We start from the raw sequence: 26910 nt of genomic DNA on the forward strand, positions 1-26910 counted from the left end.
CTAAATTTTGAAGTCAATCATTTTGCGCATTACGAGGATTCCAATCGACATCCAGAACAAACCAATGCCAATCAGAACCAGACCTATATCCGTATCCACGAGTAACTTTATGTAGTCCGGGCTCAGAACGAATAGCAGGGCGGTTACAATAAACGGAAGGGACCCAATAATCGCAGCAGACGATTTTGCTTCCTGGCTCACGGCTCGGATCTTCCCTTTCATTTCTTTCCGCTGGCGCAAAGTTTTAGAAAGGTTGCCCAGAGCTTCCGATAGGCTCCCACCGGCCTGAGCCTGAATGGTTACAACAATAGCCAGAAAGTTGGTTTCCTGAAGAGGGACTCTTTTAGGCAAAGACTGAATTGCTTCAGCAAGTGGCATCCCCATTTGCATTTTGTCCAAGACCAAGGAAAACTCCGTCCCGACAGGATCTTTCGCCTCTGAAGCAGCGATGTGCATACAATCACCTAGCGGCATACCAGACTTGATGCCGCGCACAATGATATCAACCGCATTTGGAAACTCTTCAAGGAAACGATTGAAGCGCTTCTTTCTGGCTCTGGAAACATAAAAGCGAGGCAGACCGAATATGCCTACAAACAAGAGAGCCAGTGAAATCCAGATCGACTGCCCTGAGAGCATGCTAACCAAAAACAAAAGCACACCACAGATTACCGAGTAGGCGTAGTATCTCGGTTTCGTCCAGTTGAGCCCAGCTTGCCCAATCCAGTCTGCAAAAATCGGTTTGTCAGCGTTTTTCTTTTTGGCAGCCTGCGCGGCTTCCATAGCATTGAGCTGATCTTGTACGGACTTTCTGCGTGCCGTAATGTCCAGCTTTTTATTGCTCCCTTTGAGACCAGAGATATCTTTCTGGACCAAGCTTTCTTTTCGCTTGCCCAGTTTATCCTTTGAGAACAGCGGCGCCAGCAAGGTGAAGGTAACACCGACGACGCTGATCATTATCAGTGCCGTTATGAGATAGTCAGCCAGAGGAGACGCGAGGAAGCTATCGAGGTTAGCCATGCAGTCCTCCTGAGATGTCTGAGGCGTCGAGGGCGCGGGCCAGGCGTTCTTCTTCGTTGAAGTATCTCGCTCTATCCCAGAAGAGTGGGCGGCCGATGCCGGTTGAGCGGTGCTGACCTACAATTTTGCCGTTCGCATCTTCACCAGTGATGTCGTAGGTGAAGAGATCCTGCGTGGTGATGACATCACCTTCCATGCCGACCACCTCGGTGATGTGAGTGATGCGACGCGAGCCATCTCTGAGACGGGCAGCCTGCACGATCACATCAATAGAACCGACGATGATCTCACGCACTGTCTTGGATGGCAGAGAGAAGCCGCCCAGTGCAATCATGGATTCAATACGTTTCAGGCATTCACGCGGTGAGTTGGAGTGGATTGTGCCCATGGAACCATCGTGGCCGGTGTTCATGGCCTGGAGCAAATCGAATACTTCCGGGCCACGTACCTCACCCACGATAATACGTTCAGGACGCATACGCAGACAGTTTTTGACGAGATCACGCATGGTGATCTCCCCCTCGCCTTCCAGGTTGGGTGGTCTGGTTTCCAGACGTACCACATGCGGCTGCTGAAGCTGAAGTTCCGCACTATCTTCGCAGGTGATGATGCGTTCAGTGCTATCGATGTAACGTGTTAAACAGTTGAGGAGTGTGGTTTTACCGGAACCCGTACCGCCAGAGATAACGGTGTTACAGCGGACACGCCCGATAATCTCAAGAATTTCAGCCCCTTCTGGCGAGATGGAGCCAAAGTTCACAAGCTGGTCCAGTGTAAGTTTGTCTTTCTTAAACTTACGAATTGTGAGGGCTGGACCATCCAAGGACAGAGGTGGTGCGATCACGTTTACACGAGATCCATCCGGCAAGCGGGCGTCACAGATTGGGCTGGATTCATCAACACGGCGGCCGACCTGCGATACGATGCGTTGGCAGATATTCATCAGCTGGCGATTATCGCGGAACTGAATGCCAGTCTGCTCCACCATGCCATCTGTTTCGATGTAAACGGTGTTTGCGCCGTTCACCATAATATCCGCAATATCATCACGTGCCAGCAACGGTTCCAGCGGACCATAGCCGAGAACGTCATTACAGATATCCTCGAGTAGATCTTCCTGCTCGGCGATGGACATGACGAGGTTTTTAAGGGCGATGATGTCATTCACAACATCGCGGATCTCATCGCGCGCATCGTCCTGTTCCAGACGGCTTAGCTGCGAGAGATCAATCGCTTCAACCAGCGCATTGAAGATGGAGGCCTTGGTCGCATAATACTCCTGAGTTCGTTTGTTCTCGGGAGCACTTTCCTTCGGCTTCTCAGGTTGCTTCTCAATAACCGGTTGGGTTGGCTTTATCTTGTTCGGCGTTTCCTGAACAACAGGCTTTGCTGCCTGCGCCTGTACCGCTGGGTTTACAGGAGCAGACTTTGGTTTTTTGTTTCCAAATTCACCGTTGCCACGTCTACCAAACATATTCTAACGCCTTTAAATCAGCCCAAGGACTATTTACGGACTTTTTTCATTAGGGATGCGAAGAGAGATTTGCTCTTCTGGTTCATCTCGGCCTTGCCAGTCACTTTCGCAGCGATCTCTTCAAACAGACCGGCAACTGCATGCCGGCTATCAAACTCAGCAATCATCTGACCGTTGTTGGAAGCGGTACCAAACAGCGCTGGCTCAAATGGCATGGACGCCAAAGAGACAACATCCAGCGCACTGCTGAACTCGTCAGGTTTGATCTCAGGGCGTTTTGGAATGCCGACTTTATTCAAGACCAGATAAGGCTTTGCATCGTTCGGGCGCAGCTGACCAATGCTGTCAACAAGGTTCTTAGCGTTGCGCAGGTTTGCCAAATCGGGTTCCGCAACAATCAGAACTTCATCAACATGCGCAAGGATATGACGCACCCAGCCGTTCCAAGTATGAGGCAAATCGAGCACAACAGTTGGCGTGCCTTTTTGCATCACTTCAATGACCTGATCGAACTTGTCAGTTTCAAAATCATAGGTCTGATCAAGCGTTGCAGGAGCTGCGAGCAGGCTCAGGCGGTCATTGCACTTTGAAAGCAGACGATCGAGCAATGTGTCATCCAGACGCTCTGGTGAAGCAACAGCTTCCATCACGCCTTGCAGAGGGTCCTGATTGAAGTCCAGACCGGCGGTTCCGAAAGGCAAATCCAGATCTGCAATCGCAACATCATTGTCCAGGGTTTTGGCAATGGACCAGGAGAGGTTGTGCGCAACAGAAGAGGCACCACACCCACCTTTTGCACCGATCACAGCAATCGTTCGACCAAACGGCTCAGCTTCAGTATCTGAATAAAACTGACCAATCGTATTGATGATCTGCGCGATGTCGACCGGCCCGACAATGTACTCGCCAACACCACGCTGAATGAGCGCACGATAGAGGTTCACATCGTTCACGCGGCCAATAACCAGCACATTGGTCCCAGCATCACAAACTTCTGCAAGCTGATCCAGCTCTTCAATAACCTCATGAGGACTAGAAAGAGACTCTACGATCAAAAAGTTCGGCGTTGCTGCACTTTGGAAAGTCTCGACAGCAGCAGGAATACCTCCTTGTCGCACCATCGTGTGCGCCTTGGCCATGCGGCGATCCAGACTTGCATTTTGGATCGTCTCAGCAGTCTGCGCATCCAAGCAAAACGCTTGAACTGAGATTCTCGGGATGCTTACGAACTGAAACTCAGAGGTTGAGAGTTGCCCTGACGAATTTTGCATTGGATCGTTACCAGACCCCTTATATGCCAAATCACTCATGTTTTATCCCACTAGTTCTGCGCTACAGAGGATATCGCTGCGCCAACACCGGTTGCATAATCCCCAGCGGTCACTTCACCTGCTCGGTTTTTGGTCAGAACTACGTTTGTACGGCTTGGGTCATTAGGACCAAGCGTACGTGGACGCAGCAAATCGGTAGGATTGTCTACCACCGCGGCGAGATTTGCCTGCGATGCGCAACCAAAGTTATGGTAATCAAGATTCTGATGATTGATGACCATACCAGTAGGCCAGTTTCCGCAATCTCGGACGGCTCCTTTCACCCGCATAAAGGAGAGGCGAACAGGAGCAGATGCAGCCATATCAGAAACAGAATATGACCTCATAACGATCTTGTTTGCTTCCATTCCACCTTGCTTTAACGCTGTTCTGATTTGCGGAGAAATTGCTCTTACCGCGGCCTCATTTGCGGATCCGGAAGGAACTAAAACTTCTACAAAACCATTCCCATCAACGATTGCCTGTTGGCCAAAGGCTGCTACAGCTGTCTTCAGTGAACGGTTCAGATTTCTAGCTTCACCAGAAACTGGAATATCAAAATTTTCAGGCACTTCGGTGATAACAATCGGATGCCGCTTTCTGTAATCAATATCAGCAACAGTATGCTGTTCAACATAAGATGGTGTTGAGTTACAAGCAGCTAGCAATAGTAAACCACCTACAGATACGACAGTCTTCCTGATAAAACCGCTACACTTTGTAGAGGGTGACATATGTACACTCATTGAACGCATCCTCACTCGTAAATGTAGCCAATTTTACCGTGATAGCTGCCTTTCACAGGTGCATCTGTTGACCTGTAAATCCGGCTAAGCTGGTTTAGAAAAATCGTTGATTGATCACTCGGCGCTGCGAAGTTGTCATCCGGGCGAGCGATCTGAGAACGTGCAACTGGCCTTACGACATAAGGTGTTACAAAAATTACCAGTTCGGTTTGTTTATTGATGTAATCGCGGCTCTTAAACATGGTTCCAAGAATTGGAACATCTTTCAAACCAGGTATCCCATCAATTTCCTGACCATAATTGTGCTTCAGCAAGCCGGCCATTACCAACGTACCACCTGATGGCAGCTCCAACGTAGATTCTGCGCGGCGTACTTTCAAAGCAGATACAGAAATTGCACCAGCCAAATTAACCGCGCCTTCGGAACTCAGCTCACTAACCTCGGTTTTAATACGAAGTTTGATACGCCCTTCAGACAACACAACAGGAGTAAAATCCAACCCAACACCGAATGGTTTAAACTCCAAACTGATTTTGTTGTCTTCATAAGCAACTGGAATTGGGAATTCACCACCGGCCAGGAAACTTGCATTCTCACCAGAGACTGCAACCAGTGTTGGTTCAGCGAGTGTTTTCATCACTCCATCACGTTCAAGTGCCTTGATCGTCGGTACAATTGAACCACCACCAATTGGCAGCTGTCCTTGAAAAAGACCAGCATTCACAACTGACGGATTGATGTTGTATGCAGGCGATGTGTTAAATTTGACATCCAACGCACCAATAGACAATGCGCCTTGTAGGCTCACGCCTAACTGTTTGATTGTCGTGCGCTCAACTTCAGCTACCGTCACTTTCAACTGGACCTGATCTTTTTCAGCAACGGCGATTGTATTGACTATCTTCTTGTCGTCATTGCCAACAAATTTCAGAGCAATATCGTAAGCCTGCTGGGCTTCAAGTGCAGAAATAGCCGTTCCAGAAAGAACAACACTTTCGTTCACAATATCAGCATTGATTGCAGAGTTCGGCAGCAGTCGCTGGATGAGCTCGATAAGTCCAGATGGATCAGGTTGAACATTCAAATTGAATGATGCCAACTGCCGTCCACCATTACCAAACAAAACCAAAGACGCCTGGCCGATTTTGTTGCCGAAGACGAAGACGCGATTTCTTGTGCGTACTACGGCGTCTGCAATTTCTGGGTTCGAGACCAGCACATCACGGACTTCTTCGTTTGTGTTCAGGACAATAGATCTTCCTTCACCCACATTCAGCTGGCGGACTTTGCCGCTGTGTTGGGAGGTGACTTCTACTGTGGCTTCGAAGTTGGTTTGGGCTGCGGCAAGTTGTGGAGCGGCTACTGTCAGTGTCAGCGCCATGAACAGGTTTAGGAGAGCTCCGCTGAAACGGGATTTCTGCGGTAAACTTCTCGCCGGACGAATGTGTCGATGAAAAACCATAGTTTACCTACTAATTTCCGTTAACAGACTGGGAGGCAATCCCGTACTTCACAAACTTCACACCACCTTTCACGCGTGGTGGCTGCTTCACGCCATCCTTTGAGTCCGCAGCGCTGCGCAGTGACAGCGAGAGCGTTCCCATTTGAGTGGCGCGTGCAATTGTCTCGGCTTCGTGAGGGAAGAGTTCCAGCGTGGCTGTCTGATCCGGTGACATGGCTTTTTCGCTGTTCTCTGATGCTGTCGTGGTGTCGATGGCGAGCACCTTGATATTCTCGAGCAGCGTTTCGCTGATGAAGCCTTCATCGCGTTTCTTGGCCTGCATGCTGATCAGCACGTCGACCTTATCGCCAGGAAGAATAAAACCACCTGCCGTGGAGACCGCATCCACCGGCACAGCAACTGCGCGTTTTCCTTTTGGGAGGATCGCAGCAAGGAAGCCTTTGTCGGTGTTGATCAATCGTTCTGCGCGGATTGGTTCGCCGCTGAACATTGCAGCTTTGATGATTTGGCCGAGGAACTCTTCATCCGCCTGAGGGCTGGAGCGTCGCAGGATCACGCCGTCAGATACAGATTCTTCCGGCCATTTGGCCCAGGCCAGATCACCCTCTGTGAGGGCGGTGCCGACTTTGAGATCCTGTGCGGCGACAAGAATTTCCAGAGAAGGTATTTCCTGTTCCTGCACAACGATGGTTTGTGCCGGCTCCCGGGAACCAGAAGACAGGTTTAGCCAAGCGGCCAATCCACCGGCGCTTAAAGCGATAATTAAAACTAATAATCTGGAGGCCTTCATGTGGCACCCACCCTCTAAGAGATTTGGCTAAGCAGCATTCGTTAACCCTAATTTGAGCAAAAATTGTCAAGACATAGTTAATATTCCGTAACAACACTACATTTGTAATTTTTACTTATGTGCATAGAGTCAATTTGGGAATATCTATGAAGAGCAACAGGTTAACCCTAGTGAAAACACACTAGTTCCAAACATTAATACTTTGTTTAGATTAATTGCTCGCGATATGCTCACAAAGTTGGAATCTGCGAGAACCAGAGGGTGTTCGGGTACACCTGAATCCCTGCTATTGCGATAGCGATTCCATAGGGTACGCCGGACTTTTTATCGTGCAACTTCAGCAACCAAGCTTGCCCGTGCATGAACTGCGGGAAGTATGGCACTTTGCGCAATGCCAGGATGACCAGCGTTAATGCCCCGCCATAGATGCTGGTGAGCAGGATGAAGTCCAACATGTTCATGGACAAACCCAGCCAGAGTGAGATTGCGGCTAGAAATTTGACATCACCGCCGCCCATCACACCCAGAGCGAACAATCCAAAGCCAATGACCATGACGCCGAAGCCTAATGCGAAGCTCATAGCCACTTGTTGGAGAGGCAGTTGCAGCAGGAAGGCCATGGCAACAAATGCAACGACAAGAAGCAAGTTGAGTTTGTTCGGGATTGTCATGGTGAAGAGATCAAAGAAAGCAGCAACCGCAAGCAGCAATGGAAATATGATCAATAGTCCATTTGCAATCATGTCGTGATCTCCCCCACAAATACCGTACTATGGTTTTGCAAGAGCAAATCCAAACAGGAGCTTAACGACTGATATTTTTATCTCCTGAAACCTCATTTATTTACAAATTTAATTGTTTGGTTTTACGAGCTCCCACAGCTGTAGATCACGCTCCGTTTCACCGATCTGTGCCTTGTTACTGGCTGGAATAAAAGCAGAATTGGTAAGTGTAGGAGCAGACACCATGGCAAGGATGGCCAGGGCGATGAGGCCAGAGATGAGCCCGAACTCAATTGTCGCACTGCCCAGTTCTCGCTGGAACAAACCTCGCAGGATGGAGAGCATCAGATCACAACTTTATTGTTATAGTTGTGTGTGATGCTACTCCTTGCAGCTAAACCTTAGATTGATTGAGGCGCTCAACTTGTTTGGGTTTTCGGGCTTTCCCGCTAAGGTTTCATCAAGACATGACCGGCTTAGTAGCCGACTTCCAGATCCACGAGGTTCTCCAAAGCCTCCCCACTCTCAAAGCCCTTGATTTGCTTTACCACGTATTCGGAGAGCGCCTGCGGATCGCTTTCGGCGGCTACGTGTGGAGTGATGATGCAGTTATTCTGTTTCCAGAGGGGGCTCTCTTCCGGCAGAGGCTCAACAGCAAACACGTCGAGACTTACGCCTTTGAGTGTTCCAGACGTCAAAGCTGCATCAATCGCGATTTCGTCCTGCGTCGCACCACGGCCTGCGTTGATGTAGACAGGGCCACCAAGCGCTCCACTTTGCGATAACATGGCAAGTCGGTCTGCGTTGATCAGTTTATGCGTTGCTGGCGTGGATGGCAGCAGGTTGACCAGAATATCTGTGCGGTTCAGGAATGCTTCCAGCTGGTCTTCACCAGCAAAGCTTTCAATGCCTTCAGCCGTTTTCGACGTGCGGGACCAACCCGCGACGTTGAAACCGAGTGATTTGAGCGCTTTGGCGGAATCCAAACCCAGCTCACCAAGCCCAAGAATGCCTACGCGAACATCTTTTGCGGCCCATTGCCTGTGACCATGCCACACGCCCGCTTCTTGTTGAGCCGCGTAGGTCAGGTGTTGGCGATGGTGGAGTAATGTTTGGAATACGACCCACTCGGTCATGCGACTGGTCAGGTCCGGATCAACGATGCGTACGAGTGGGAGCCGCGGCAGTTCTGGCAGGGATGTGAGATGGTCAACACCTGCGCCCAATGAGAAGATTACTTTCAGGTTTGGCAGCGCTGCGAAAACAGCAGGGTCCGGCTTCCATGCAAGCAGATACTCTGCCTTTTCCGGCTCAGAAACACCGCCATTCCAGCCTTCGATCTTTCGGTTGGGCAGGAGTGCTTGGAGCCGGTCGATCCACTCAGCTTCGTTGAAGTTTTTGAGAGACAAGACCAGGTTCATAAGGCACTCCATTTCCAAGTGTGTTTCGTCCGAAGATCACTGAGCGATCTTCGGCACTGCGCTGTCATATATCAATTGCGCAGTTCGTTTTATTAAGAGTCGACAAAATCAGCAAGCTGCTGACGTTTTCGGTCGACGACCAATCGGGTTACATCCGGTCGGCTGTAGTGACCGGTTGGGTCGAAGAGCTGGCGCTCGGCACGGACCATGGCGTGATCCAATTCTGCGGTGATCAGAAGCTCCCTGCCCACTTGCGGCTCCACAATCCATGATCCATCCGGCGCTGCGATGCAGGAGCCGCCGTCAGCGAGGAACTCACTGCTGCCTTCAAGGATTTCAGCGAGTTCCGGCGTATCCTCCGGGAAATCTGAAGCCCGCATGAGGCCGGAGACAGAGAGTGTGTAGCTTCTGCTTTCCTTTGCCACGAAACGGGTTGGGTCTTCCGTGTTTCGCAAACCACCCGGCCAGACGGCCACATGCAAATCTTCCCCTTGCGCATAGAGGGCAACGCGGGAAAGCGGCATCCAGTTTTCTGCGCAGTTAAGCCCCCCGACGGTGAACCGACCTAGGGGATGCACACGTAAGCCATTGCCATCGCCCGGTGCCCATGCAAGGCGTTCTGCATAGCTTGGTTGCAGCTTGCGGTGGACTGATCCGATATCACCGTTCTGATCAATATAGACCAGCGTGCAGTAGAGGCTGTGGCCACTTCTGTTGGCGGCCCGTTCCATCACGCCAAGGTAGACGGATATGCTGTGTTTCTTCGCCATGGCACAGACTGCATCGAGGTGGCCTTCCTCAATGACGACGCCCTGATCCAGAAATCGCGCATACATGGCTTTTTGCTTTGGGTCGTTGAACCGCGCTCCATCTGTCCGTTCAATCCAGAAGGGGTACCCCGGCACAAGTGTTTCGCCAAAGGCCACGAGTTGGCAGCCCTGTTTGCCAGCCAATTCCACCGCATCGAGTACCTTTTGCAAGGTCGCTTCTCGCTTCAACCAAACCGGTGCGATCTGCGCGAGGGCCACTTTGATTTTGTCTGATGCGGATGGGTTTTGCGATGTATGCGTAACTTCCAAAATTTCCATGGCTTAATACTCAGTATGCAAGGTGAAGATCACAGAGAGGCACGGCAGGGCCGCAAAAACAAATGTCGTTTGACTGACGAGGTTTTGCCGTTCCAGATCTTAATCTTACTATGAGGCAGGTTGGTCTGTAGCGGGTTGCATCTCTCAACTTCACTGAAATTTTTGAGAGAAAAACCGGTCTACTTTACGTCCTGCCTCACTCTTTATTCCTGAGTACTTAGTTTCATTCAGCGTCGATGAAATCAGCCAGTTGCTGGCGTTTGCGATCGACGACCAAACGAGTCACATCCGGGCGGCTGTAGTGGCCGGTTGGATCGAAGTTCTGGCGCTCACCACGCACGACTGCATGATCGAGCTCAGCCGTGATCAGCACTTCTTTGCCGACCTGAGGTTCAACGACCCAGGAGCCATCTGGTGCGGAGATGCAGGAGCCACCGTTTGCGAGGAAATCATTGCTGTTTTCCAGAATTTCAGCGAGCTCCAGCGTGTCTTCCGGGAAGTCTGATGGACGCATGAGGCCGGATACTGAAATCACATAGCTTCTGCTTTCCTTCGCAACGAAGCGGGTTGTGTCTTCCGTGTTGTGAAGTCCGCCCGGCCAGACAGCAACGTGGAGGTCTTCGCCCTGCGCATACAGAGCAGCGCGGGACAGAGGCATCCAGTTTTCGAAGCAGTTGAGGCCACCAACAGTGAAGCGGCCCAGCGGATGCACGCGCAGGCCGTTGCCATCACCCGGAGCCCAAGCAAGGCGCTCCTCGTAGGTTGGCTGCAGCTTGCGGTGAGAGGAACCGATTTCGCCGTTCTGATCGATATAAACTAGTGTGCAGTAGAGGCTGTGGCCGCTTCTGTTGGCCGCGCGCTCCATCACACCAAGATACACAGCAATGCTGTATTTCTTCGCGATTGCGCAGATGCCATCGAGATGACCATCTTCGATCACAACGCCTTGTTCAAGGTACTCGGCGTAAATTGCTTTTTGCTTTGGGTCGTTGAAACGAGCACCGTCGGTGCGCTCAATCCAGAACGGGTAACCCGGCACCAGAGCTTCGCCAAAGGTGACGAGCTGGCAGCCTTGTTTGCCTGCGAGTTCTACCGCATCTGCCACTTTTTGCAGTGTTGCTTCGCGCTTCAGCCAGACCGGAGCGATCTGAGCGAGAGCGACTTTGATTTTATCAGATGCAGCAGGGTTTTGTGTTGTATGTGTTGCTTCTAAAATTTCCATGGGGTTCTACTCAGGTTGCGAAAATGTCAGAGTCACTGGCAAAAGCTTTGAACTCAAGAGCATTGCCCGAGGGATCTTTGATGAAGAAAGTTCCCTGCTCTCCCGGCTGGCCCTGAAACCTGATCTTAGGTTCGAGCAGCCATTCAATACCTTCATGCGCTTTCAGGCGATCTGCCAAAGCCAACCATTCATCCATTGGCAAAACAACGCCAAAGTGAGGAACAGGGACAGCATCGCCATCAACTACGCCAGTGACTCCGATTGAGATTTGCGATTTATCGCGAAGGTGAGCGGACATCTGGTGACCGAACAGGTCAAAATCGACCCATTTGCCTTCCAGCTCACGGCCTTGTTTGCACCCAAGCACGCCCATGTAGAACGCTTTGGTCTGCTCCAGATCATCAATTGGAAATGCCAGATGGAATGGATGCGCCATGATCAGCCTCACCTTACTTTCAAACTTCATTACGCATTCAGATGAGAGAAGCGGAAGCACTATCTGAAGTACGTTCTATACCTAAAACTCATGTTGGAGTTGTTTTAAACTGCCTAAAATCTCATGAATAGGCCAATGACAGTCACATAGACATGAGTTAAACTCATATTATGAGCCGACACAATCTTTCGATCACCTCGCAAATCCTATCTGTGCTGCCTGTTTTTGACGCTGCTGCGCGTCATGGCAGCTTTACGCGGGCGGCCAGAGAGCTAGGCATTACACAGGGTGCTGTTTCGCGGCGTATTCAGAGTCTGGAGGAACAGCTTGGGCTCGTTCTGTTTTCCCGACAGGGGAAGACACTGGCGCTGACGCAGGATGGATTGCTGCTTAGCCAGAAAGCGAAGAATGCGCTGAAGCTGGTTGAGGATCTGGAGCATGAGTTGAAGGGCTCGGTCTCAGGTCAGCTGCGCATTGGCACTTTGCCGTCTCTGGCTAACCTTTGGCTGATGCAGAGGATCAGAGGGTTCACAGAGGCCTACCCTGCTATCAGCATTGATCTTGTCACGATCCCAGCGGATTTTTCTGCTGGGCACAAAGACCCCGTCAACTGGGACCCTTCCAGCGTGGATGTGGCGCTTACTGTTGGGCGGGGCAGCTGGTCTGCGCTGGAGAGCCATCACATTTGCGATGAAGAGATGGTTTTGGTGTGCAGTCAAAGCCTTCTGGGTGATGTACAACCGGAGAGCCTGCAAGATGTACTTGGTTTGCCGCGGCTCATCCATTCCACTCGCCTTGGTAGCTGGGAGTATTGGGCGGAGGCGCATAAGCTTTCCAGCTATCTGCCAGGAGATACCTCCCTCTCCTTTGAGCACTTCTTTATGGTGTTGGAGGCAGCACGTCAGGGGCTTGGGCTTGCGCTGCTCCCCTCCCTCCTGATTGAGAAAGATCTGGCGGATGGTACTTTGATAGAACCGGTTTCCGCTCGCCATGTGACGGGGAACGCCTATTACATGGTAGGGAGTTCAGCAGCGTGGCGGCGTCCTGCTGTGGCGGCACTGCGTGACCACCTCGTGCAGGTTTCCTAGAGCTTATCTGCGATCGAACTGAAAGGGAGATGGCAGTTCATCGTCAGCCAGATGAGTTGTTTGCGGTGCTTGTGAAGCAGAGGATGTAACTGGCTCACTTGCTTTGCCGCCCAACTGCATCTCGTCAATCTTGCGGGCACGATTGCTGATCTTATCACCAGAGATCATGATCTGATCCAGATCCTTGTTGGTCTGGGCGAAGTGGTTTTGCAGTTTGGAGACGCGCTCTGTCAGCCGACCAACGTCCAGCAGCAGCTTGCCGACTTCTGCCTGAATGAGATGGGCTTGTTCGCGCATGCGGGCGTCGCGCAGTACGGACTGAATCACCTGCACGGCCAGAACCAGCAGGGATGGAGAGACGATCACCACCCGCAGACGGTGAGCTTTCTGCGTCAGATCCGGAAAGCCCTCGTGGATTTCGGCGAAGAGGCTTTCAGAGGGCACGAACATGAGTGCCGTGTCCTGCGTTTCACCCGGTAGCAAGTATTTGCCTGCGATATCTTCAAGGTGTTTGGAGATATCCTTTCGGAAACGGTTGGCTGCATCTTTCAGTTCTGGCTTGGTCTCCGCATCCTTGATGGCCGCAAAAGCCTCTAATGGGAACTTGGCATCAACCACCAGAGGCGGTGCACCCGTTGGCATATGGATCAGGCAGTCGGGGCGTGATCGGTTGGAGAGTGTGCTCTGAAACGAAAAGCTGGTTGGCGGCAATGCATCGTCAATGATGGCTTCCATACGGCCTTGTCCAAACGCTCCGCGAGACTGCTTATCATTCAGCACCATTTGCAGGTCTGTCACCTGCCCGGCCAGTTCACCCATGGTTTTGTTAGCTTTGTCGAGCAGAGCCATCCGCTCCTGCAGTCCCGTCAGGCTGGCATGGGTTTGGCGGTGGGTTTCCAGAACAGAGGCGCCCAGCGTTTTGCCAAGGCCATCCAGACGGTCATTCACCACACGCATCAGGTCTGACTGGCGGGAGCCAAACACCTCTGCCATGGTTTGCATGCGGCCGGTCATCTCGCCTTGAGAGCGCACCAGTTCCGCCAGAGCTGCTTCTGTATCCGCAGCCTGCTTTTGCTCCAACGCCGATGTAACGCGCACCCTGTTCAATTTTGCGCGCAAACCCATGATCCAGATGAGCAGCAGCAAGAACAAAAGACCGCCACCAATGATGGCTGCCTGAATGTATGAGAGGGTGAATGCACCGTATGTGAAGACTGTCTGTTCCATGAAACAAACATAGAACACTTTGCAAGCCCGCGATACCTCTCAGCTTTCTTGGATGCACTGCAACCCACATCCTTCAATTGATGGGGAGCCCTCTTAAAAACCTCTAGCCAAAAGCCTATAGTCAACGACTTGGCAAAGTTCCTATAAGAGGATATGAAGCCAGAACATCAATGTCAGCCGGCCTCATGTTGAGCGGACAGCTTTGCAACGAGAACAACTTCAAAAGTAATTATGACGATTCGCGAGATTAAATTTGTCCCGGAAGCCTGCCTTCGTGAGAAGTGCGCTCCGATTGAAGACATCAACGACGAAATCAGAACACTTGCCGACGACATGCTACAGACCATGTATGACGCGCCGGGCATTGGCCTTGCTGCGAGCCAGATTGGTGTGATGAAGCGCATGTTCGTTCTGGATGTTGCAGAGCGCGAAAGCGAAGAAGACGACAGCGTCGAAAAAGAGCCGATGGTTTTTATCAATCCTGAGATCACCTGGTCTTCTGAAGAAAAGAACACCTATCAGGAAGGCTGTCTTTCCATTCCTGGGATTTATGAGGATGTTGAGCGACCTGCCGAGGTTCGCGTCTCCTTCCTCAACATCGAAGGTGAGAAACAGGAAATTGAAGCTGGCGGCCTGCTGGCAACCTGCATTCAGCACGAGCTGGACCACCTGAACGGCGTTTTGTTCATTGACTATCTGTCTCGCCTGAAGCGTGACCGGATCGTCAAAAAGATGATCAAGCAGCAGAAGCAAGCCTGATCCATCTGGCGATGCATTTAGATTAAGCGGCCTTCAGCGGAGGCCGCTTTTTTATTGCTTTCTTTCTGACGACAGACGGGTCTGTTTCCCACGCATCTTTGCAGGAAAACCGGTTTCCACTTGCCGGAGATAGGCTATAAAGCAGCAACACAAAAATTACAGCAGGCAGGTCAGCTATGTCATTGCGCGTCATCTTCATGGGTACTCCCGATTTTTCCGTCCCAACTCTGATTGAGATTGTTGGGCAAGGTTGGGATGTGGTTGCGTGTTACTCGCAGCCACCACGCAAAGCCGGACGCGGCATGGAGCTGAAGAAGACACCGGTGCACGAAGCTGCTGAAAGCCTTGGCATTCCTGTGTTCACGCCAACTTCTCTGAAGAGCGAAGAGGAACAGGAACGGTTCCGCTCTTTTGAAGCAGATGTGGCGGTTGTGGTGGCCTATGGTCTTCTGCTGCCGAAAGCCATTTTAGAAGGTACCGAGTACGGCTGTCTGAATGGTCACGCATCTTTGCTGCCACGCTGGCGCGGTGCTGCGCCGATCAACCGTGCGATCATGGCGGGCGATAAAGCTTCTGGCATTCAGGTGATGCAGATGGAAGAAGGGCTGGATACAGGCCCAGTATGCATGTCTGAAACCGTTGCGATCACTGAGGATATGACTGCTGGCGAACTGCATGATCGCCTTTCTGGCCTTGGTGGTGACCTGATGCTGCGCGCGCTTTCTGCGCTGTCTCGTGGTGGTTTGGGTTCTACGCCTCAGTCTGAGGATGGTGTGACCTATGCCAAGAAGATCCAGAAAAGCGAAACCCGCATTGACTGGTCCCTGCCAGCAGAGCAGGTGCACAACCATATTCGCGGCCTTTCTCCTTTCCCAGGTGCGTGGTGTGAGATGGAACTGGGCGGCAAGAGCGCTGAGCGTGTGAAGATCCTGCGCAGCAGCCTTGCTGAAGGTTCTGGCACTGCTGGCGAGGTTCTGGTTGCAGAAGAAAGCACGCTGACCATTGCGTGCGGTTCTGGTGCGATCAAGCTGGTTCAGGTTCAGCGGGCAGGCAAAAAGGCTATGTCTACCGATGAATTTTTACGCGGCTCTAAGCTTAGTGCTGGAGACAAGGTTTCCTGACCCACCTTAATCAGATAGGCTTTTCTTAAGAGACACAAAAACACACGGAGGCGACATGGTTGAAGTCCAACAGTTTGGAGTGGATCAAGTTGATCTCCGTGGGCCAGAAAAGAAAGATGAGCCTGCGATCCTTTCGCTGCTGGTTCGGGCATTCGGGCAAAGCAATGAGGGTCGGCTGGTTGAGCGGCTTCGTGGTTGCGGTGCTCTGGTTCTGGAACGGATTGCGACGGATACTGATGGCAATCTTCTCGGTCACCTTGCATTCTCACGGGTGACTGGCACTGGTGAAGGTCACCGGCTGAAGATCAGCTGCCTTGCGCCGGTTTGTGTTGAACCTGCTGCCAAGAACAAAGGCGTTGGCACCAAGCTTATTCAGACGGCATTGGATGAGTTGCAGGGACTGGGTGAAGATCTTGTCCTCGTGCTTGGTGCGCCCGACTACTTCAACCGTTTTGGCTTTGACAGTGAACTGGCAAAGAAAGTGCAAGGGCCGTATGCCGGGCCTATCTTCATGGCGCTGCCATTTACTCAGGCGGGACGTGAGGAGCTTCCTGTTGAAGTGACCTATGCTACGCCGTTTCAGGAGTTTGAGTAGGTTCCGTTCCAGCCTTGTCACGAGGTCTGGCCTTGCTCATTCAAATCTGATAGTACAGCGCGAAATTTCCGATGCATCCTGCGGGCGATTGCCTGTGCTACAGTGCACGGGCTGAACAGCCTGCCGCTTAACCTTTGCAAAGAACAAGAATGCCGCGCTACAAAATTACCATTGATTATGACGGACGCCCTTTCGTTGGCTGGCAGCGTCAGGACAACGGCCCAACAGTTCAGGGTGTGATTGAGCGCGCAATCAAGTCTTTCACGGGTGAGACAGTGACCATTGGTGGCGCTGGCCGCACGGACTCTGGTGTTCATGCAACGGGTCAGGTGGCTCATCTGGATCTTTCCAAGGACTGGCCAGCAGAAACCGTCAAGAATGCGCTGAACTTTCATGCGCAGCCAGACCCCGTTGCTATCCTAGACTGTGAGAAGGCCGGGCTTGGCTTTGATGCGCGTTTTTCTGCCATCCGCCGTCATTACCGCTACAAGATTGCCAACCGCCTTGAGCCTCTGACGCATGACCGTGGTCTGGCCTGGTACGTGAAGCCGGAGCTGGATGCGGAAGCTATGAATGAAGCGGCGCAGGTGCTGCTGGGGCATCATGATTTCACGACGTTCCGCCATACGCGGTGTCAGGCGAAGAGCCCGTGGAAGACCATGGAGCGCATTTGCGTTTATCGCCAAGGCTATCACGTATTTCTGGAATGCAGTTCCCGCTCGTTCCTGCACAATCAGGTTCGTTCTATGGTGGGTAGTCTGCGTCTTGTAGGCGAAGGCCGCTGGACCAAGGATGATCTGAAAACTGCGTTGGAAGCATGCGATCGCAAGGCGTGTGGGCCTGTTGCCGTTCCTGAAGGGCTTTACCTCACTCAGGTGGACTATCGCACACCAGAAGAGGATGAAGCGTCTTTCCTCGCTTATCAGGATAGCCTGAAGAACGTTGGTGCTGATGAAGCGCCGGCGGATGAAGAAGACTAGGCTACTTTTCCCGACAGCTTAAAAAAGGAAACCGGAGGCCGTCCTCCTCCGGTTTGCCGATTTATTTTGCGTCTTCGAAGGTCACCACACGCTTGTAAAGGTGCCATGTGGTGTGGCCCAGCACTGGCAGTGTGACCAGCAGACCGATGAACGCAGGGATCATGGAGACCATCAGGATTGCCGTGATGAGCAGTCCCCACCCAACCATAACCACTGGACTTCCAGTTACGACCTTTACGCTCGTGATCATCGCAGTGACAAAGTCCAGTTCCGTATCCAACAGGATTGGAAAAGAGACCACGCTGACAGCAAACAGCAGGACTGCAAAGAACGCCCCCACAAGATGGCCCGCCGCAAGGAACAAGAGCCCGTCTGAGGTTTCAAAGATCGTCTGCGCGAACTGCACAAATGTGCCGTAGCCTTGCATCCCTAAGAAGAGTGCCAGTAGCAGGTGGACTTTAAACATCCATAGGAACTGGATGAAGATCACCACAAAGGCCATCCAGGCGATCTCACCACGCCGTTGCTCCCACATCAGAGTGAACAGGCCACTCATACGTGGTGTTTCCCCTGCCTGCAGCCGTCTGGAGACTTCATAGAGCCCAAGCGCTGCAAATGGGCCAAGCAACAAGAAGCCGCAGGCCAGCGGGTAGCTGATGTAGCTCATATCCACCCAGAACGAGAGCAATGTGACCAGTATTCCGCCAATCATAAAGAATGCGCCGAAGGTTAAGCCAATAGCCGGCGTTTTCACAAAGTCCAGAATTCCAAGCTTCAGGGAGCTTGTTATATCCTCCAAAGTAACCTGACGAACTATAGGTTTCGCCAGCTTGTTCTGCGGGTTTTGTGCACCCGCAGGTACAGTCAGATGATTGTCTGACATCCGTCCCTCCCAATTTTCCTCCACGTCAAGTGTGCGCGGAAACTCAGGTGAGCGCTACCGAAAATTTAAAGGGGCAAGCGAAAAACTGGGTTGATCAGGTAAACAACCGGTCAAACGAGGCGCTGATCAGGATGGAAAGCACCAGATCCAGCACGACAAGGCCGATGGAGATGGAGAATGTGCATCCACCAACAATGCGGGCGATCTGGAATCGGTACCACAGCACCCAGCCGACAATCGGGAATGTCAGCATGATCAGCAGAGCAGATGGGATCAACCCCGCCAGATAGAACAGATTGAGGAACGTCTGCGGTAACAGAATAAGCAGTGTGCTCCAGTTTCTGACGATGATGTAGGGGCCGTAGTTGCGCCCCAACCCCAGTGATCCAGCCAGAAGACTGACGACGATCGGAAAGGCAATCCAATCCACGAACAGCGAGATAGTTTTGCCGGTGTAGAACTGAGCGCCAGTTGCAACAACTTCTGTTGCCTCAGGCCCCATAACGGCCTGATGCTCAAGCATCAAAGCCTGCTCAGAGATCAGAGACAGAAAGTAAAAGGGCAGCAACAGGAAGATGACCAGAAAGGATCGCCAGAAGCCGTCTGCAGACAGATCAAACTGCTGCGCCGCTTCTGCCTCACCCTTCATGATCCTCCAGGATGCAATGCAGGACTGGCGAATTTCCTGAATGCCAAGAGCCATCACACCACCCTGTTCCTAATCAACTCAAGCCTGAAAGTAGTCTTGCAGGAAGCGGAGGTAGATGTCGGCGAGTTGCTCGATATCTGCCACTGCGACGTGCTCATCGACCTTGTGCATGGTCTGACCAACAAGGCCGAACTCGACTACAGCACAATAGTTCTTGATGAAGCGTGCATCTGAGGTGCCACCGCCGGTAGATAGCTCTGGCGTACGACCTGTGACTGTCTTGATGGAGTTGGACAGGGTCTGGATCAGCGCTTCGTCATGGGTCAGGAAGCTGTCCGTTGCTTCCTTGGCGTACTCAATGCTCCAATCAAGACCTTCTGGCGCTGCGTCGCTCAGAAGCTTGGTGACGTGCTCGCTCAGAGATTTGACGGACCACTGATCGTTAAAGCGAATGTTGAACTTCGCCATTACATGCGCCGGAATAACGTTGGTTGCTGTGTTGCCAACGTCGACGGTGGTGATTTCCAGATTGGATGGCTGGAAGCGCTCGTTACCTTTGTCCAGTTCCACCTCAGAGACTGCACTCAGCAGTTTGAGCATACCCGGTACAGGGTTGTCTGCCAGATGCTGATAGGCCACATGGCCCTGTGTGCCGTTGACCTTGATTGTGCCGGTCAGGGAGCCGCGGCGGCCCACTTTGATGGCATCGCCCAGAGCATCCGGGTTGGTTGGCTCACCAACAATACAGGCATCAAACTCATGCCCTTGCTCTTTGGCCCACTCCAGCAGTTTCACAGTGCCGTTGATGGCAGGGCCTTCTTCGTCACCAGTGATGAGGAAGGAGATCTGGCCCGGAATTCCGTCTGGATGCGCTTTCACATAGTCCAGAGCGGCGGCTGCAAACGCTGCAACGCCGCCTTTCATATCTGCCGTTCCACGACCGTGCAGCATGCCATCTGCGATGGTGCCGTCGAACGGGCCATGGGTCCATGCGGCTTCGTCGCCTACTGGCACAACATCGGTATGCCCTGCAAACACGAAATGCGGTTTGCCTGTGCCGATGGTGGCAAACAGGTTCTCGACGTCCGGTGTATCTTCATCGGCGAAGGTGACACGGGAAACATCGAAACCAGCGCCTGCAAGCAGGTTTTCGAGCGTGGAAAGAGCACCGCCTTCAGCCGGGGTGACACTTGGACAGCGGATAAGGTCGCGGCAGATCTGTACCGCAGGAGAAAGCGTATCAGTCATGCTCCGAGATTTAGCTGTGCTGTGCCAGATGGTCAATCACGAGTTGCCAGCACTTCGTGAATTTCACTGGCCTATAACACCGCAAAATCTCAACAGAGACGCTTACTTTTTGGGTTTGATCGGGCGACTGTTGGAAGTTGGGCCGTATCTGTTCGGGCCTTGCTCGCTTTTCAGGAAGCCAACGACGATTGGCACAAGCAGATTGAGGAAAGGCAGGAACAAGGTCAGCGCCACGAAACCCGTGATTCCACGATCCTGCAGACGCTTGATCACAAGCATAAACACCATAAAGTTCGTAAGGAGTATCAGCGGAAACAACAGCGGGTTTGTTGCCAACATATCGTTGTAAACCTGCGCCAGTGTGAGGTCTGCTGCATCACTTTCGTTGTAAGTCAGCGAGCCTGCTGTCACACTCACAGCAATGTACATCACACAGAAGATCAGCGCGATTGCGAGCCAGTATACGCCTTTGGAGATTCGTCCAAACGGGTTGAAAAACAACCAAAACAGGTTTGTTTTCGGGCTATTTTGCTCTGGCATTATCTGATCACTTAAAGCAGCTGCCTGATGGTTAAGCGGCTGGGCTGCTTTAATCCCTCATGTTCTTGCGTGTTGTTATCCGAAAACCGTTCCCCACCTTACGGGAATACGCTTTAAGAAATTTCAGTTCGCAAGGATGTACGCATAATGAGAGCTGCTTTCAAGAGGGAGGCGGCCGCAAGACACAAGTGGCGGGGAAGATAATCTCCCGCCACGGTACAAAATGCATGTTTCAGAGTGTGTTAGCCTGTCAGGAACCGACAGTCACAGTATCGAGATATCCGCTGAGTGCCTTGGTGCAATTGGTGCCCAAATCACCGACAGCATAACCGCCTTCCATCACGAACAGTGTTGGTTTGCCCAGTCTGGCAATGCGGGCGCCTATTCTGGAGAAGTCATCTGTTTTCAGTTTGAACTTGGAGATCGGGTCTTTCTCATAGGGATCCATGCCAAGGGAGACAATGATCACGTCCGGCGCGAACTTCTCGATGCTTCGGCAAGCATCTTCCATGGCTTCAGCCCACTCGACCCAAGAGGTTCCATGGGGAAGTGGGTAGTTGTGATTGTACCCTGCCCCCTCTTTCAGGCCACGCTCGTTGGCATGGCCCAGATAGTAAGGAAACTCCACTTTTGGATCTGCGTGAATGGATAGGAACTGGACGTCGGCACGATCATAGAAAATCGCCTGTGTTCCATTGCCGTGGTGGTAGTCCACGTCGAAAATCGTGACTTTGCCTACGCCCTGATCGCGCAGATGCTGGGCTGCAATAGCGGCGTTGTTTAGGAAGCAGTAGCCGCCATAGAGGCGGCGGTGGGCGTGGTGTCCCGGAGGACGGCAGAGCGCGAATGCGGAGTTATCACCGGAGAGAAGCAGATCCGCCCCGGTCAAAGCCGTTTCTGCGCTCTTGCGCGCTGCAGTCCATGTGTGAGCCCCCATGGGGGTGCCAGCATCAAACGAATAGAAACCGAGCTTGCCATCAATCTGATCGGGGACGATATCGTGCCTCAAGCCATGGACGGGCCAGACAAACGGGAAGACTTCCTCTTCAGTGCGCCCTTCTGCCAGCCAGAGCTGCCAGAAATCCAGCAGGAACGTGACATAGTCCGCGTCATGGACTTTGAGGATTGGGTCCAGAGAAAAATCGTTGGGAGCAAGAACCTCTCCGAACTGCGCTTTCTTGATGTGCTCAAGAACGATTTCGGCGCGAGAGGGGATCTCGTTGGCAGGTACCAGTTTCCCATCCGAGATTTCTTTGGTCGGGGCATGCAACAGCTGATCAGGCGAAAAGATAGTCTTCACTGTTATCGTCCTTTACAACGCCTGATGTGCGACTCTCCTCAGCACATCAGATGAAACGGTATTCTGTTATTTGCAGGTAGTGCTCAGTAGGTTGAAGCGTGGAACACGCAAACTCCTCGTGGTTTGGGCTATCAGGCCAGCATTGCGGCTCAAGGCACAGGCCAGCACGTGGGCCATACGTTTTGCCGTTAAAGCCCGGAACAGGTGTGTTCAGCGAGCTGCCATCGTAAAACTGAATGCCCGGCTCGGTTGACCAGACTTCCATCTTAATCTGGGTTTCAGGCTCAAACACGACAGCGGACAGCTCTGGCTTTTCCAGACGGGACTGGCGAAGGCAGAAGTTGTTGTCAAAACGACTGTCCTGCTCATCCTGCACCTGACGCATTTCGCGGAAATCGTAGGCGGTGCCAGCCACATCAACGATTTCGCCAGTTGGAATCAGCTCATCGGAAACTGGCAGATAAGAGCGGGCTGGGATCATGATCTGGTGTTTAGTCACGTCTTCATGATCACCCAGATTGAAGTAGCTGTGGTGTGCTGGGTTCAGCAGGGTCGGCTTGTCTGTGGAGCCGGAAAACTCGATGCGCAACGTGTTGTCTTTGGTGAGGGTATAGCGGCATGTGATCTGGACAGTGCCCGGGTAGCCTTCTTCCCCGTCCGGGGATTCCAAAGAGAGCAAAACGCTGTCTTCGCTAGCTTCTTCGATGGTCCAGATGCGGTGGGCAAACCCTGTATGACCGCCGTGGAGATGGTGACGTCCGCCTTCGTTGACGGAGAGTTGGAACTCGTCATCACCAATTGAGAAGCAGCCGTTTGCAATGCGGTTGGCGCAGCGGCCTGCGGTGGCGCCCATGTGTGGGGAGTGAAGTTCGTAGTCGCGCAGATTGTCGAAGCCGAGCGTTAGGTCGCGGTCTCCCAGTTGCAATCTGCGTACTGTGGCTCCGTAAGTGAGGATGCTTGCGGTCAGATCTCCGCCGTGCAGTGTCACTTCCTTCACAGTTTCTCGGTTTTCCAGCTCACCGAAATCACGAATAGCCACTGCTTTCCCTTTCAATTGCAGACCTGCCTTCCCCTCAGGTCACCGTTACACTACCAACCTCCTATGAAACGAGAATTAGTACAAGCAAGACAAAAGGATACCGCCCTTTGAAGGGCCGTACGCAGCAGGATTTATTTTTTTGCTTATCTTGGTGTAATCACTAGCTCTTTGTTGCCGAGCGTGATTTTGCCAAGCCTGTTCAACGCAGACATCCCTAGAAGCACCTGCGAGAGCGCTTCATCTTTAAGGATCAGACTTTTAACGTTGCGTATATGAATTGAGCCCAAATAGAGATTTGAAATTGAGGCTGTTGCACCAGAGGTGATGCCGTTGGCCGTGCGCACCTCAACAGTGAAGTCTTCATTGCGTACACGGATGCCAGCTTTACGGGCGATGCTGTAAGGAATTGCGAGCAGACTCGCGCCAGTATCGATCAAAGCCTCGGTCTTATGACCGTTGATCTTGATGGAGGCCATGAAGTGGCCATTGGCGGCTTTTCTGATCCGGGTCGTGCGTTTGGTTGTCTTGGTCGGCTGGGCGTCAGGCTTAGGTTCGTGGACCTCAACAACACCTAGCAAACGCTCTTCCAGCACCTTTGGTACGATCAGTGCGGCGCAAACAACAACAACCATGACCCAGATATATCGTTGCACGTGCTCCCCCGCTCCCTTTGGACAGCATAGCATCCCGGTCTTTCGCCGTGTTCAGAGATCGCTCAGCGTTTTGCCCATTACTTTTCATAGGTATACAGCCGAGCCAAAGAGAAAGGCAAGAATTCTAATTAAAAACCGAAGAATTCCGGAGATCTACCTGGTCATCAGGTACAGGCGATTGCAGCAGCAAATTCTGTTAGGCGGGTTCTGTTGAGGCGACCATTGACGCGGACACCGCTGCAGACATCGACACCGTATGGCTTCACAGTTTCAATCGCTTCGATGATGTTTTGCGGCGTGAGACCTCCAGCAAGGAAGACAGGCACGTCCAGCTTTTCAACGATATGACGGCTCAGGTCCCAGTTGTGGGTTCGGCTTGTTCCGCCCAGTTCATTTTCCGAGGGGCGACCAGAATCGAGCAGGACCGCATCAGCAACGCGGCCATATTCCTGTGCAATTTCAAAGGAGTATTCGTCTTCCACATGAACAACCTGAACGATGCGCGTGCTTGCAGGGAGATCAAGACGTAGCTCCTGATATTCGCCGGGGTCGATTGGGCTGACGATCTGGACTGTGTTGGTTCCGCAGGTCAGCACATGTTCGACGATTTCCCGTGCCGTGGTGCGGGATGTGAGGAGCCAGGTGGCGACGGCAGGGGGGATTTGCCGGGCGATATTGAGAATGAGATCATCCTCGATCACACCGGGACCTGAAGGCATGTGCGCGACAAGGCCAACGGCATCTGCACCACAAGCAACAGCTGTGGCTGCTTCACCAGATGTTGAAATACAGCACACTTTCAGACGGGTACGAGCATTGTTTGGCATTCCATCATCCCCTTCCGCGTATCGCCTTTAAACGGCATGCACCTCATAAGGGACGAATACACAGTTTTGCGGTGCGTATCGTCTCCGGTATTTCTGTCTGTATTTCTTGAGTGTCCCTACAAGAAAAAAGCGCCAGACCTGAGGTCTGACGCTTATAAACCAAGAAAGTTTATTTTGTACCGTACATCCGGTCACCGGCATCGCCCAGACCCGGTACGATGTAGCCCTTCTCGTTGAGCTTTTCATCGATGGATGCGGTGTAGATTGGCACGTCCGGGTGCGCTTCGTTGAAGCGTGCAACACCTTCAGGAGCTGCCAGCAGACATACGAACACCATGTTCTTCGCGCCGCGCTTTTTCAGGCGCTCAACAGCGGAGATCGCGGAGTTTGCAGTTGCGAGCATTGGGTCAACAACGATCACCAGACGCTCGTCCAGTTCCTGTGGTGCCTTGAAGTAGTATTCAACTGCTTCCAGAGTCTTCGGATCACGGTAGAGACCGATGTGTGCAACACGAGCGGACGGGATCAGTTCCAGCATACCTTCCAGCAGGCCGTTACCAGCGCGCAGGATGGATGCGAAGCAGAGCTTTTTACCAGCCAGAACAGGTGCTTCCATTTCAGCGACAGGTGTGTCGATGGTCTGGGTGGTCATCTTCAGGTCGCGTGTTACTTCGTAGCACAGCAACAGAGAGATTTCGCGCAGCAAGCGGCGGAAGTCCTGCGTCGGAGTTGTTTTTCTCCGCATGTGGGTCAGCTTATGCTGGACAAGCGGGTGTGCGATTACGGTTGCGCCGGACATCGTGTTCCTCTTTTTCAACCCTGTCGGGTCTTTTATGTGCACCTGCCGTTTGTCAGCATGTACATGGCAGTGCGTGTCTTATGTTCGGCACCCGATATGGCCGGGTGCAATTGACTTCAGGTTATAGATCAAAAAACCGTTCCATCACTGATAATCATCAGGGGTGGAGATCCATCACCTCGTTTTTCAAGGGCAATCTGTCGTCCTGCTGCCCAGGAGCCACCTTCCAGCACACATGCCAGTGGAAGCTGGTCCCGAGAGACAGACAAATCTGCCCGAATCCAATCGGCGAGCTTATCGAGGAGCGCGATCGTCAGGGCTCTCCATTCAACAACCAGCTCGCTACTTACTTCGTGCTTGTTCAAGGACTGTTGTGGGTCTTTCAGGCGCAGCACGCCTGTGTCCAGAAACAGTCCGCCGTTGCGATACTCAGCAAGGCCAGTCAAACCATCAATGTTTGCCATCTCAATACCAGCCCACGAGAGAGGTTCAACTAAAGAATAGGCAATCCATTGAGAAAGTTTGTGAAGAGGCACCAGATTGTCAGTTTTATCCTGAGCTGTGACCTTTGAGTGGCGCCAAGTGTCGCCCAGGATCACACCATCAATCTGCTCACGGTTGGGCCAGATCGGTCCCAAACCATCCAGAACCACTTCCAGAATACGCTCAGCGTCCAGAGGTCCGCTTTGCCCTTCTTCATAGAGGACATCGAACAGCCCACCCGGACGTGGCTCATCTTCCTTGCCAAACAGATCGTCACGGAGAGAAACGGCCTCTCCCAGACGGTTCAGCAAAGACAATCTGCCATCCAGCCCGATGAGCTGGTTCTTGTCTGTGACCTGAAGACCCTCTGCGAGTTCGTCTTTGTCCAGGCGAAACAATGTGACGGCATCTGCCCGGAGTGGGTCCAGCGGTTCATCGGAGAAGAAACCAGCAGAGAACATGGCCAGTGAGCCGATTGCCAGACCCTCAGAGTGCCTGAATGTCTCGCCGGTGATGGCTTCGCGGTACTTCCAGTTTTCGCCTGCAGCGGCATCCAGAAGGGCTGAGACAATCGCTAGGTCAAATGCGGCGCGGCCCATGCCCTGCACGTCTGAAAAGCGGCGCGCACCGGCCAGCATGGCCCAACGGTCGATACCGCCGGTTTCAAAATGGCGCCAACGCGCATGAAACGGGATCTGCCTGTCAGGATAGCTGTTGTCGGTTGCTGCCAGCGTTCTGCGGGCGGCTTCCGCGAGGTGCGAGAGATCGACGGCAAAGTGCTCAAGTTCGCCCTGCAATCCCAGCTCTAAAAGCATGTGTGAACGTTCACGTACAGCTTTTGCGTTGAGCAAGGACAAAGCCTGCGATGCTTGCATCTCCATCTTCGTCGTTTCCTGTCGTTTTGCCATGTGAGGCCCGAAAGCACTCGTGTTTCTGGTTTGCCGGAGTGGTCTTATGCAATATCAGCCCGAAGCCTAAATTGCCCCCGTGGCCTACACTATAAAGCCCGCACCTTTTTATGGAGGTA

General features: G+C 52.4%; 28 protein-coding genes. 5 read left to right on the forward strand and 23 right to left on the reverse strand.

The features are described from left to right. The 12 genes from AC3CB2_RS17080 to AC3CB2_RS17135 all read right to left on the reverse strand — a co-directional run bounded on the left by AC3CB2_RS17080 (nucleotide 1) and on the right by AC3CB2_RS17135 (nucleotide 11722). Complete coding sequence (locus AC3CB2_RS17080) at nucleotides 1-1020, reverse strand: type II secretion system F family protein (RefSeq protein WP_008552430.1); 1020 nt, start codon at nucleotides 1018-1020, stop codon at nucleotides 1-3. Then, on the reverse strand, nucleotides 1013-2494 hold the full coding sequence (locus AC3CB2_RS17085) for a TadA family conjugal transfer-associated ATPase (RefSeq protein ID WP_075699818.1): 1482 nt from the start codon (nucleotides 2492-2494) through the stop codon (nucleotides 1013-1015). Before AC3CB2_RS17085 ends, AC3CB2_RS17080 begins: the two co-directional genes overlap by 8 nt. Nucleotides 2495-2523: 29 nt before the next feature. Next, the gene (locus tag AC3CB2_RS17090; protein WP_352934680.1) at nucleotides 2524-3804 is read right to left on the reverse strand and encodes a CpaE/TadZ family protein; all 1281 of its coding nucleotides are present in this window, start codon (nucleotides 3802-3804) and stop codon (nucleotides 2524-2526) included. A gap of 11 nt (nucleotides 3805-3815) precedes the next feature. Next, on the reverse strand, nucleotides 3816-4550 hold the full coding sequence (locus AC3CB2_RS17095; RefSeq protein ID WP_352934683.1) for a CpaD family pilus assembly protein: 735 nt from the start codon (nucleotides 4548-4550) through the stop codon (nucleotides 3816-3818). Between the two features lie 11 nt (nucleotides 4551-4561). Then, nucleotides 4562-6013, reverse strand: coding sequence for a type II and III secretion system protein family protein (locus AC3CB2_RS17100; protein ID WP_488389907.1), 1452 nt, complete (start codon nucleotides 6011-6013; stop codon nucleotides 4562-4564). A 10-nt stretch (nucleotides 6014-6023) separates the two neighbouring features. Next, a complete protein-coding gene (gene cpaB, locus AC3CB2_RS17105) occupies nucleotides 6024-6803 on the reverse strand; it encodes a Flp pilus assembly protein CpaB (protein WP_352934688.1) in 780 nt (259 codons plus the stop codon). Between the two features lie 230 nt (nucleotides 6804-7033). Then, on the reverse strand, nucleotides 7034-7546 hold the full coding sequence (locus AC3CB2_RS17110; RefSeq protein WP_352934691.1) for an A24 family peptidase: 513 nt from the start codon (nucleotides 7544-7546) through the stop codon (nucleotides 7034-7036). 108 nt (nucleotides 7547-7654) lie between these two features. Then, nucleotides 7655-7870, reverse strand: a complete 216-nt coding sequence (locus tag AC3CB2_RS17115; protein WP_352934694.1) for a Flp family type IVb pilin — start codon at nucleotides 7868-7870, stop codon at nucleotides 7655-7657. A gap of 131 nt (nucleotides 7871-8001) precedes the next feature. After that, nucleotides 8002-8946, reverse strand: coding sequence for a 2-hydroxyacid dehydrogenase (locus AC3CB2_RS17120; protein ID WP_352934696.1), 945 nt, complete (start codon nucleotides 8944-8946; stop codon nucleotides 8002-8004). 92 nt (nucleotides 8947-9038) lie between these two features. Further along, complete coding sequence (locus AC3CB2_RS17125; RefSeq protein ID WP_352934699.1) at nucleotides 9039-10034, reverse strand: carbon-nitrogen hydrolase family protein; 996 nt, start codon at nucleotides 10032-10034, stop codon at nucleotides 9039-9041. A gap of 223 nt (nucleotides 10035-10257) precedes the next feature. Then, nucleotides 10258-11256, reverse strand: coding sequence for a carbon-nitrogen hydrolase family protein (locus AC3CB2_RS17130; protein WP_352934702.1), 999 nt, complete (start codon nucleotides 11254-11256; stop codon nucleotides 10258-10260). 10 nt (nucleotides 11257-11266) lie between these two features. After that, entirely contained in the window at nucleotides 11267-11722 is a 456-nt protein-coding gene (locus AC3CB2_RS17135) for a VOC family protein (RefSeq protein WP_008552354.1), read from the reverse strand. Nucleotides 11723-11862: 140 nt separating this feature from the next. On the opposite strand from AC3CB2_RS17135, the gene AC3CB2_RS17140 reads away from it, so the two are divergent. Next, nucleotides 11863-12780 carry a LysR substrate-binding domain-containing protein gene (locus AC3CB2_RS17140; protein ID WP_352934705.1) on the forward strand — a complete coding sequence of 306 codons (918 nt, stop codon included), beginning with the start codon at nucleotides 11863-11865 and terminating at the stop codon, nucleotides 12778-12780. 3 nt (nucleotides 12781-12783) lie between these two features. On the opposite strand, the gene AC3CB2_RS17145 is transcribed toward AC3CB2_RS17140, so the two are convergent. Further along, nucleotides 12784-14007, reverse strand: coding sequence for a DNA recombination protein RmuC (locus tag AC3CB2_RS17145; RefSeq protein ID WP_352934708.1), 1224 nt, complete (start codon nucleotides 14005-14007; stop codon nucleotides 12784-12786). A gap of 231 nt (nucleotides 14008-14238) precedes the next feature. On the opposite strand from AC3CB2_RS17145, the gene def reads away from it, so the two are divergent. The 4 genes from def to truA all read left to right on the forward strand — a co-directional run bounded on the left by def (nucleotide 14239) and on the right by truA (nucleotide 17462). After that, nucleotides 14239-14766: a peptide deformylase gene (gene def, locus AC3CB2_RS17150; protein ID WP_008552325.1), complete on the forward strand. Its 528-nt coding sequence runs from the start codon at nucleotides 14239-14241 to the stop codon at nucleotides 14764-14766. Nucleotides 14767-14948: 182 nt separating this feature from the next. After that, nucleotides 14949-15887, forward strand: coding sequence for a methionyl-tRNA formyltransferase (fmt, locus tag AC3CB2_RS17155; protein WP_041768886.1), 939 nt, complete (start codon nucleotides 14949-14951; stop codon nucleotides 15885-15887). A gap of 55 nt (nucleotides 15888-15942) precedes the next feature. Then, the gene (locus AC3CB2_RS17160) at nucleotides 15943-16482 is read left to right on the forward strand and encodes a GNAT family N-acetyltransferase (protein WP_352934711.1); all 540 of its coding nucleotides are present in this window, start codon (nucleotides 15943-15945) and stop codon (nucleotides 16480-16482) included. Nucleotides 16483-16631: 149 nt separating this feature from the next. Further along, entirely contained in the window at nucleotides 16632-17462 is an 831-nt protein-coding gene (truA, locus tag AC3CB2_RS17165; protein ID WP_054784315.1) for a tRNA pseudouridine(38-40) synthase TruA, read from the forward strand. 61 nt (nucleotides 17463-17523) lie between these two features. Here truA and AC3CB2_RS17170 read toward each other — a convergent pair whose 3' ends face one another. The 10 genes from AC3CB2_RS17170 to AC3CB2_RS17215 form a co-directional block, all read right to left on the reverse strand. Next, entirely contained in the window at nucleotides 17524-18345 is an 822-nt protein-coding gene (locus AC3CB2_RS17170) for a DUF2189 domain-containing protein (RefSeq protein ID WP_352934714.1), read from the reverse strand. A gap of 94 nt (nucleotides 18346-18439) precedes the next feature. Next, nucleotides 18440-19048, reverse strand: a complete 609-nt coding sequence (locus AC3CB2_RS17175; protein ID WP_352934716.1) for a hypothetical protein — start codon at nucleotides 19046-19048, stop codon at nucleotides 18440-18442. A gap of 24 nt (nucleotides 19049-19072) precedes the next feature. After that, complete coding sequence (gene dapE / locus AC3CB2_RS17180; protein WP_352934718.1) at nucleotides 19073-20242, reverse strand: succinyl-diaminopimelate desuccinylase; 1170 nt, start codon at nucleotides 20240-20242, stop codon at nucleotides 19073-19075. Between the two features lie 102 nt (nucleotides 20243-20344). Next, nucleotides 20345-20782, reverse strand: a complete 438-nt coding sequence (locus AC3CB2_RS17185) for a DUF805 domain-containing protein (RefSeq protein ID WP_075699847.1) — start codon at nucleotides 20780-20782, stop codon at nucleotides 20345-20347. Between the two features lie 250 nt (nucleotides 20783-21032). Further along, nucleotides 21033-22082, reverse strand: a complete 1050-nt coding sequence (locus AC3CB2_RS17190; protein ID WP_352934720.1) for a histone deacetylase family protein — start codon at nucleotides 22080-22082, stop codon at nucleotides 21033-21035. 46 nt (nucleotides 22083-22128) lie between these two features. After that, the gene (locus AC3CB2_RS17195) at nucleotides 22129-23121 is read right to left on the reverse strand and encodes an aldose epimerase family protein (protein WP_352934723.1); all 993 of its coding nucleotides are present in this window, start codon (nucleotides 23119-23121) and stop codon (nucleotides 22129-22131) included. Between the two features lie 143 nt (nucleotides 23122-23264). Next, nucleotides 23265-23774 carry a retropepsin-like aspartic protease family protein gene (locus AC3CB2_RS17200; protein ID WP_208609125.1) on the reverse strand — a complete coding sequence of 170 codons (510 nt, stop codon included), beginning with the start codon at nucleotides 23772-23774 and terminating at the stop codon, nucleotides 23265-23267. 164 nt (nucleotides 23775-23938) lie between these two features. After that, complete coding sequence (locus AC3CB2_RS17205) at nucleotides 23939-24601, reverse strand: phosphoribosylanthranilate isomerase (protein ID WP_352934726.1); 663 nt, start codon at nucleotides 24599-24601, stop codon at nucleotides 23939-23941. Nucleotides 24602-24770: 169 nt separating this feature from the next. After that, the gene (upp, locus tag AC3CB2_RS17210; RefSeq protein ID WP_008552496.1) at nucleotides 24771-25400 is read right to left on the reverse strand and encodes a uracil phosphoribosyltransferase; all 630 of its coding nucleotides are present in this window, start codon (nucleotides 25398-25400) and stop codon (nucleotides 24771-24773) included. 128 nt (nucleotides 25401-25528) lie between these two features. Next, nucleotides 25529-26791 carry a DUF1688 family protein gene (locus AC3CB2_RS17215; RefSeq protein ID WP_352934728.1) on the reverse strand — a complete coding sequence of 421 codons (1263 nt, stop codon included), beginning with the start codon at nucleotides 26789-26791 and terminating at the stop codon, nucleotides 25529-25531. Nucleotides 26792-26910 lie beyond the last annotated feature (119 nt).

This window comes from Pseudovibrio sp. SCP20 (genome assembly GCF_057774105.1).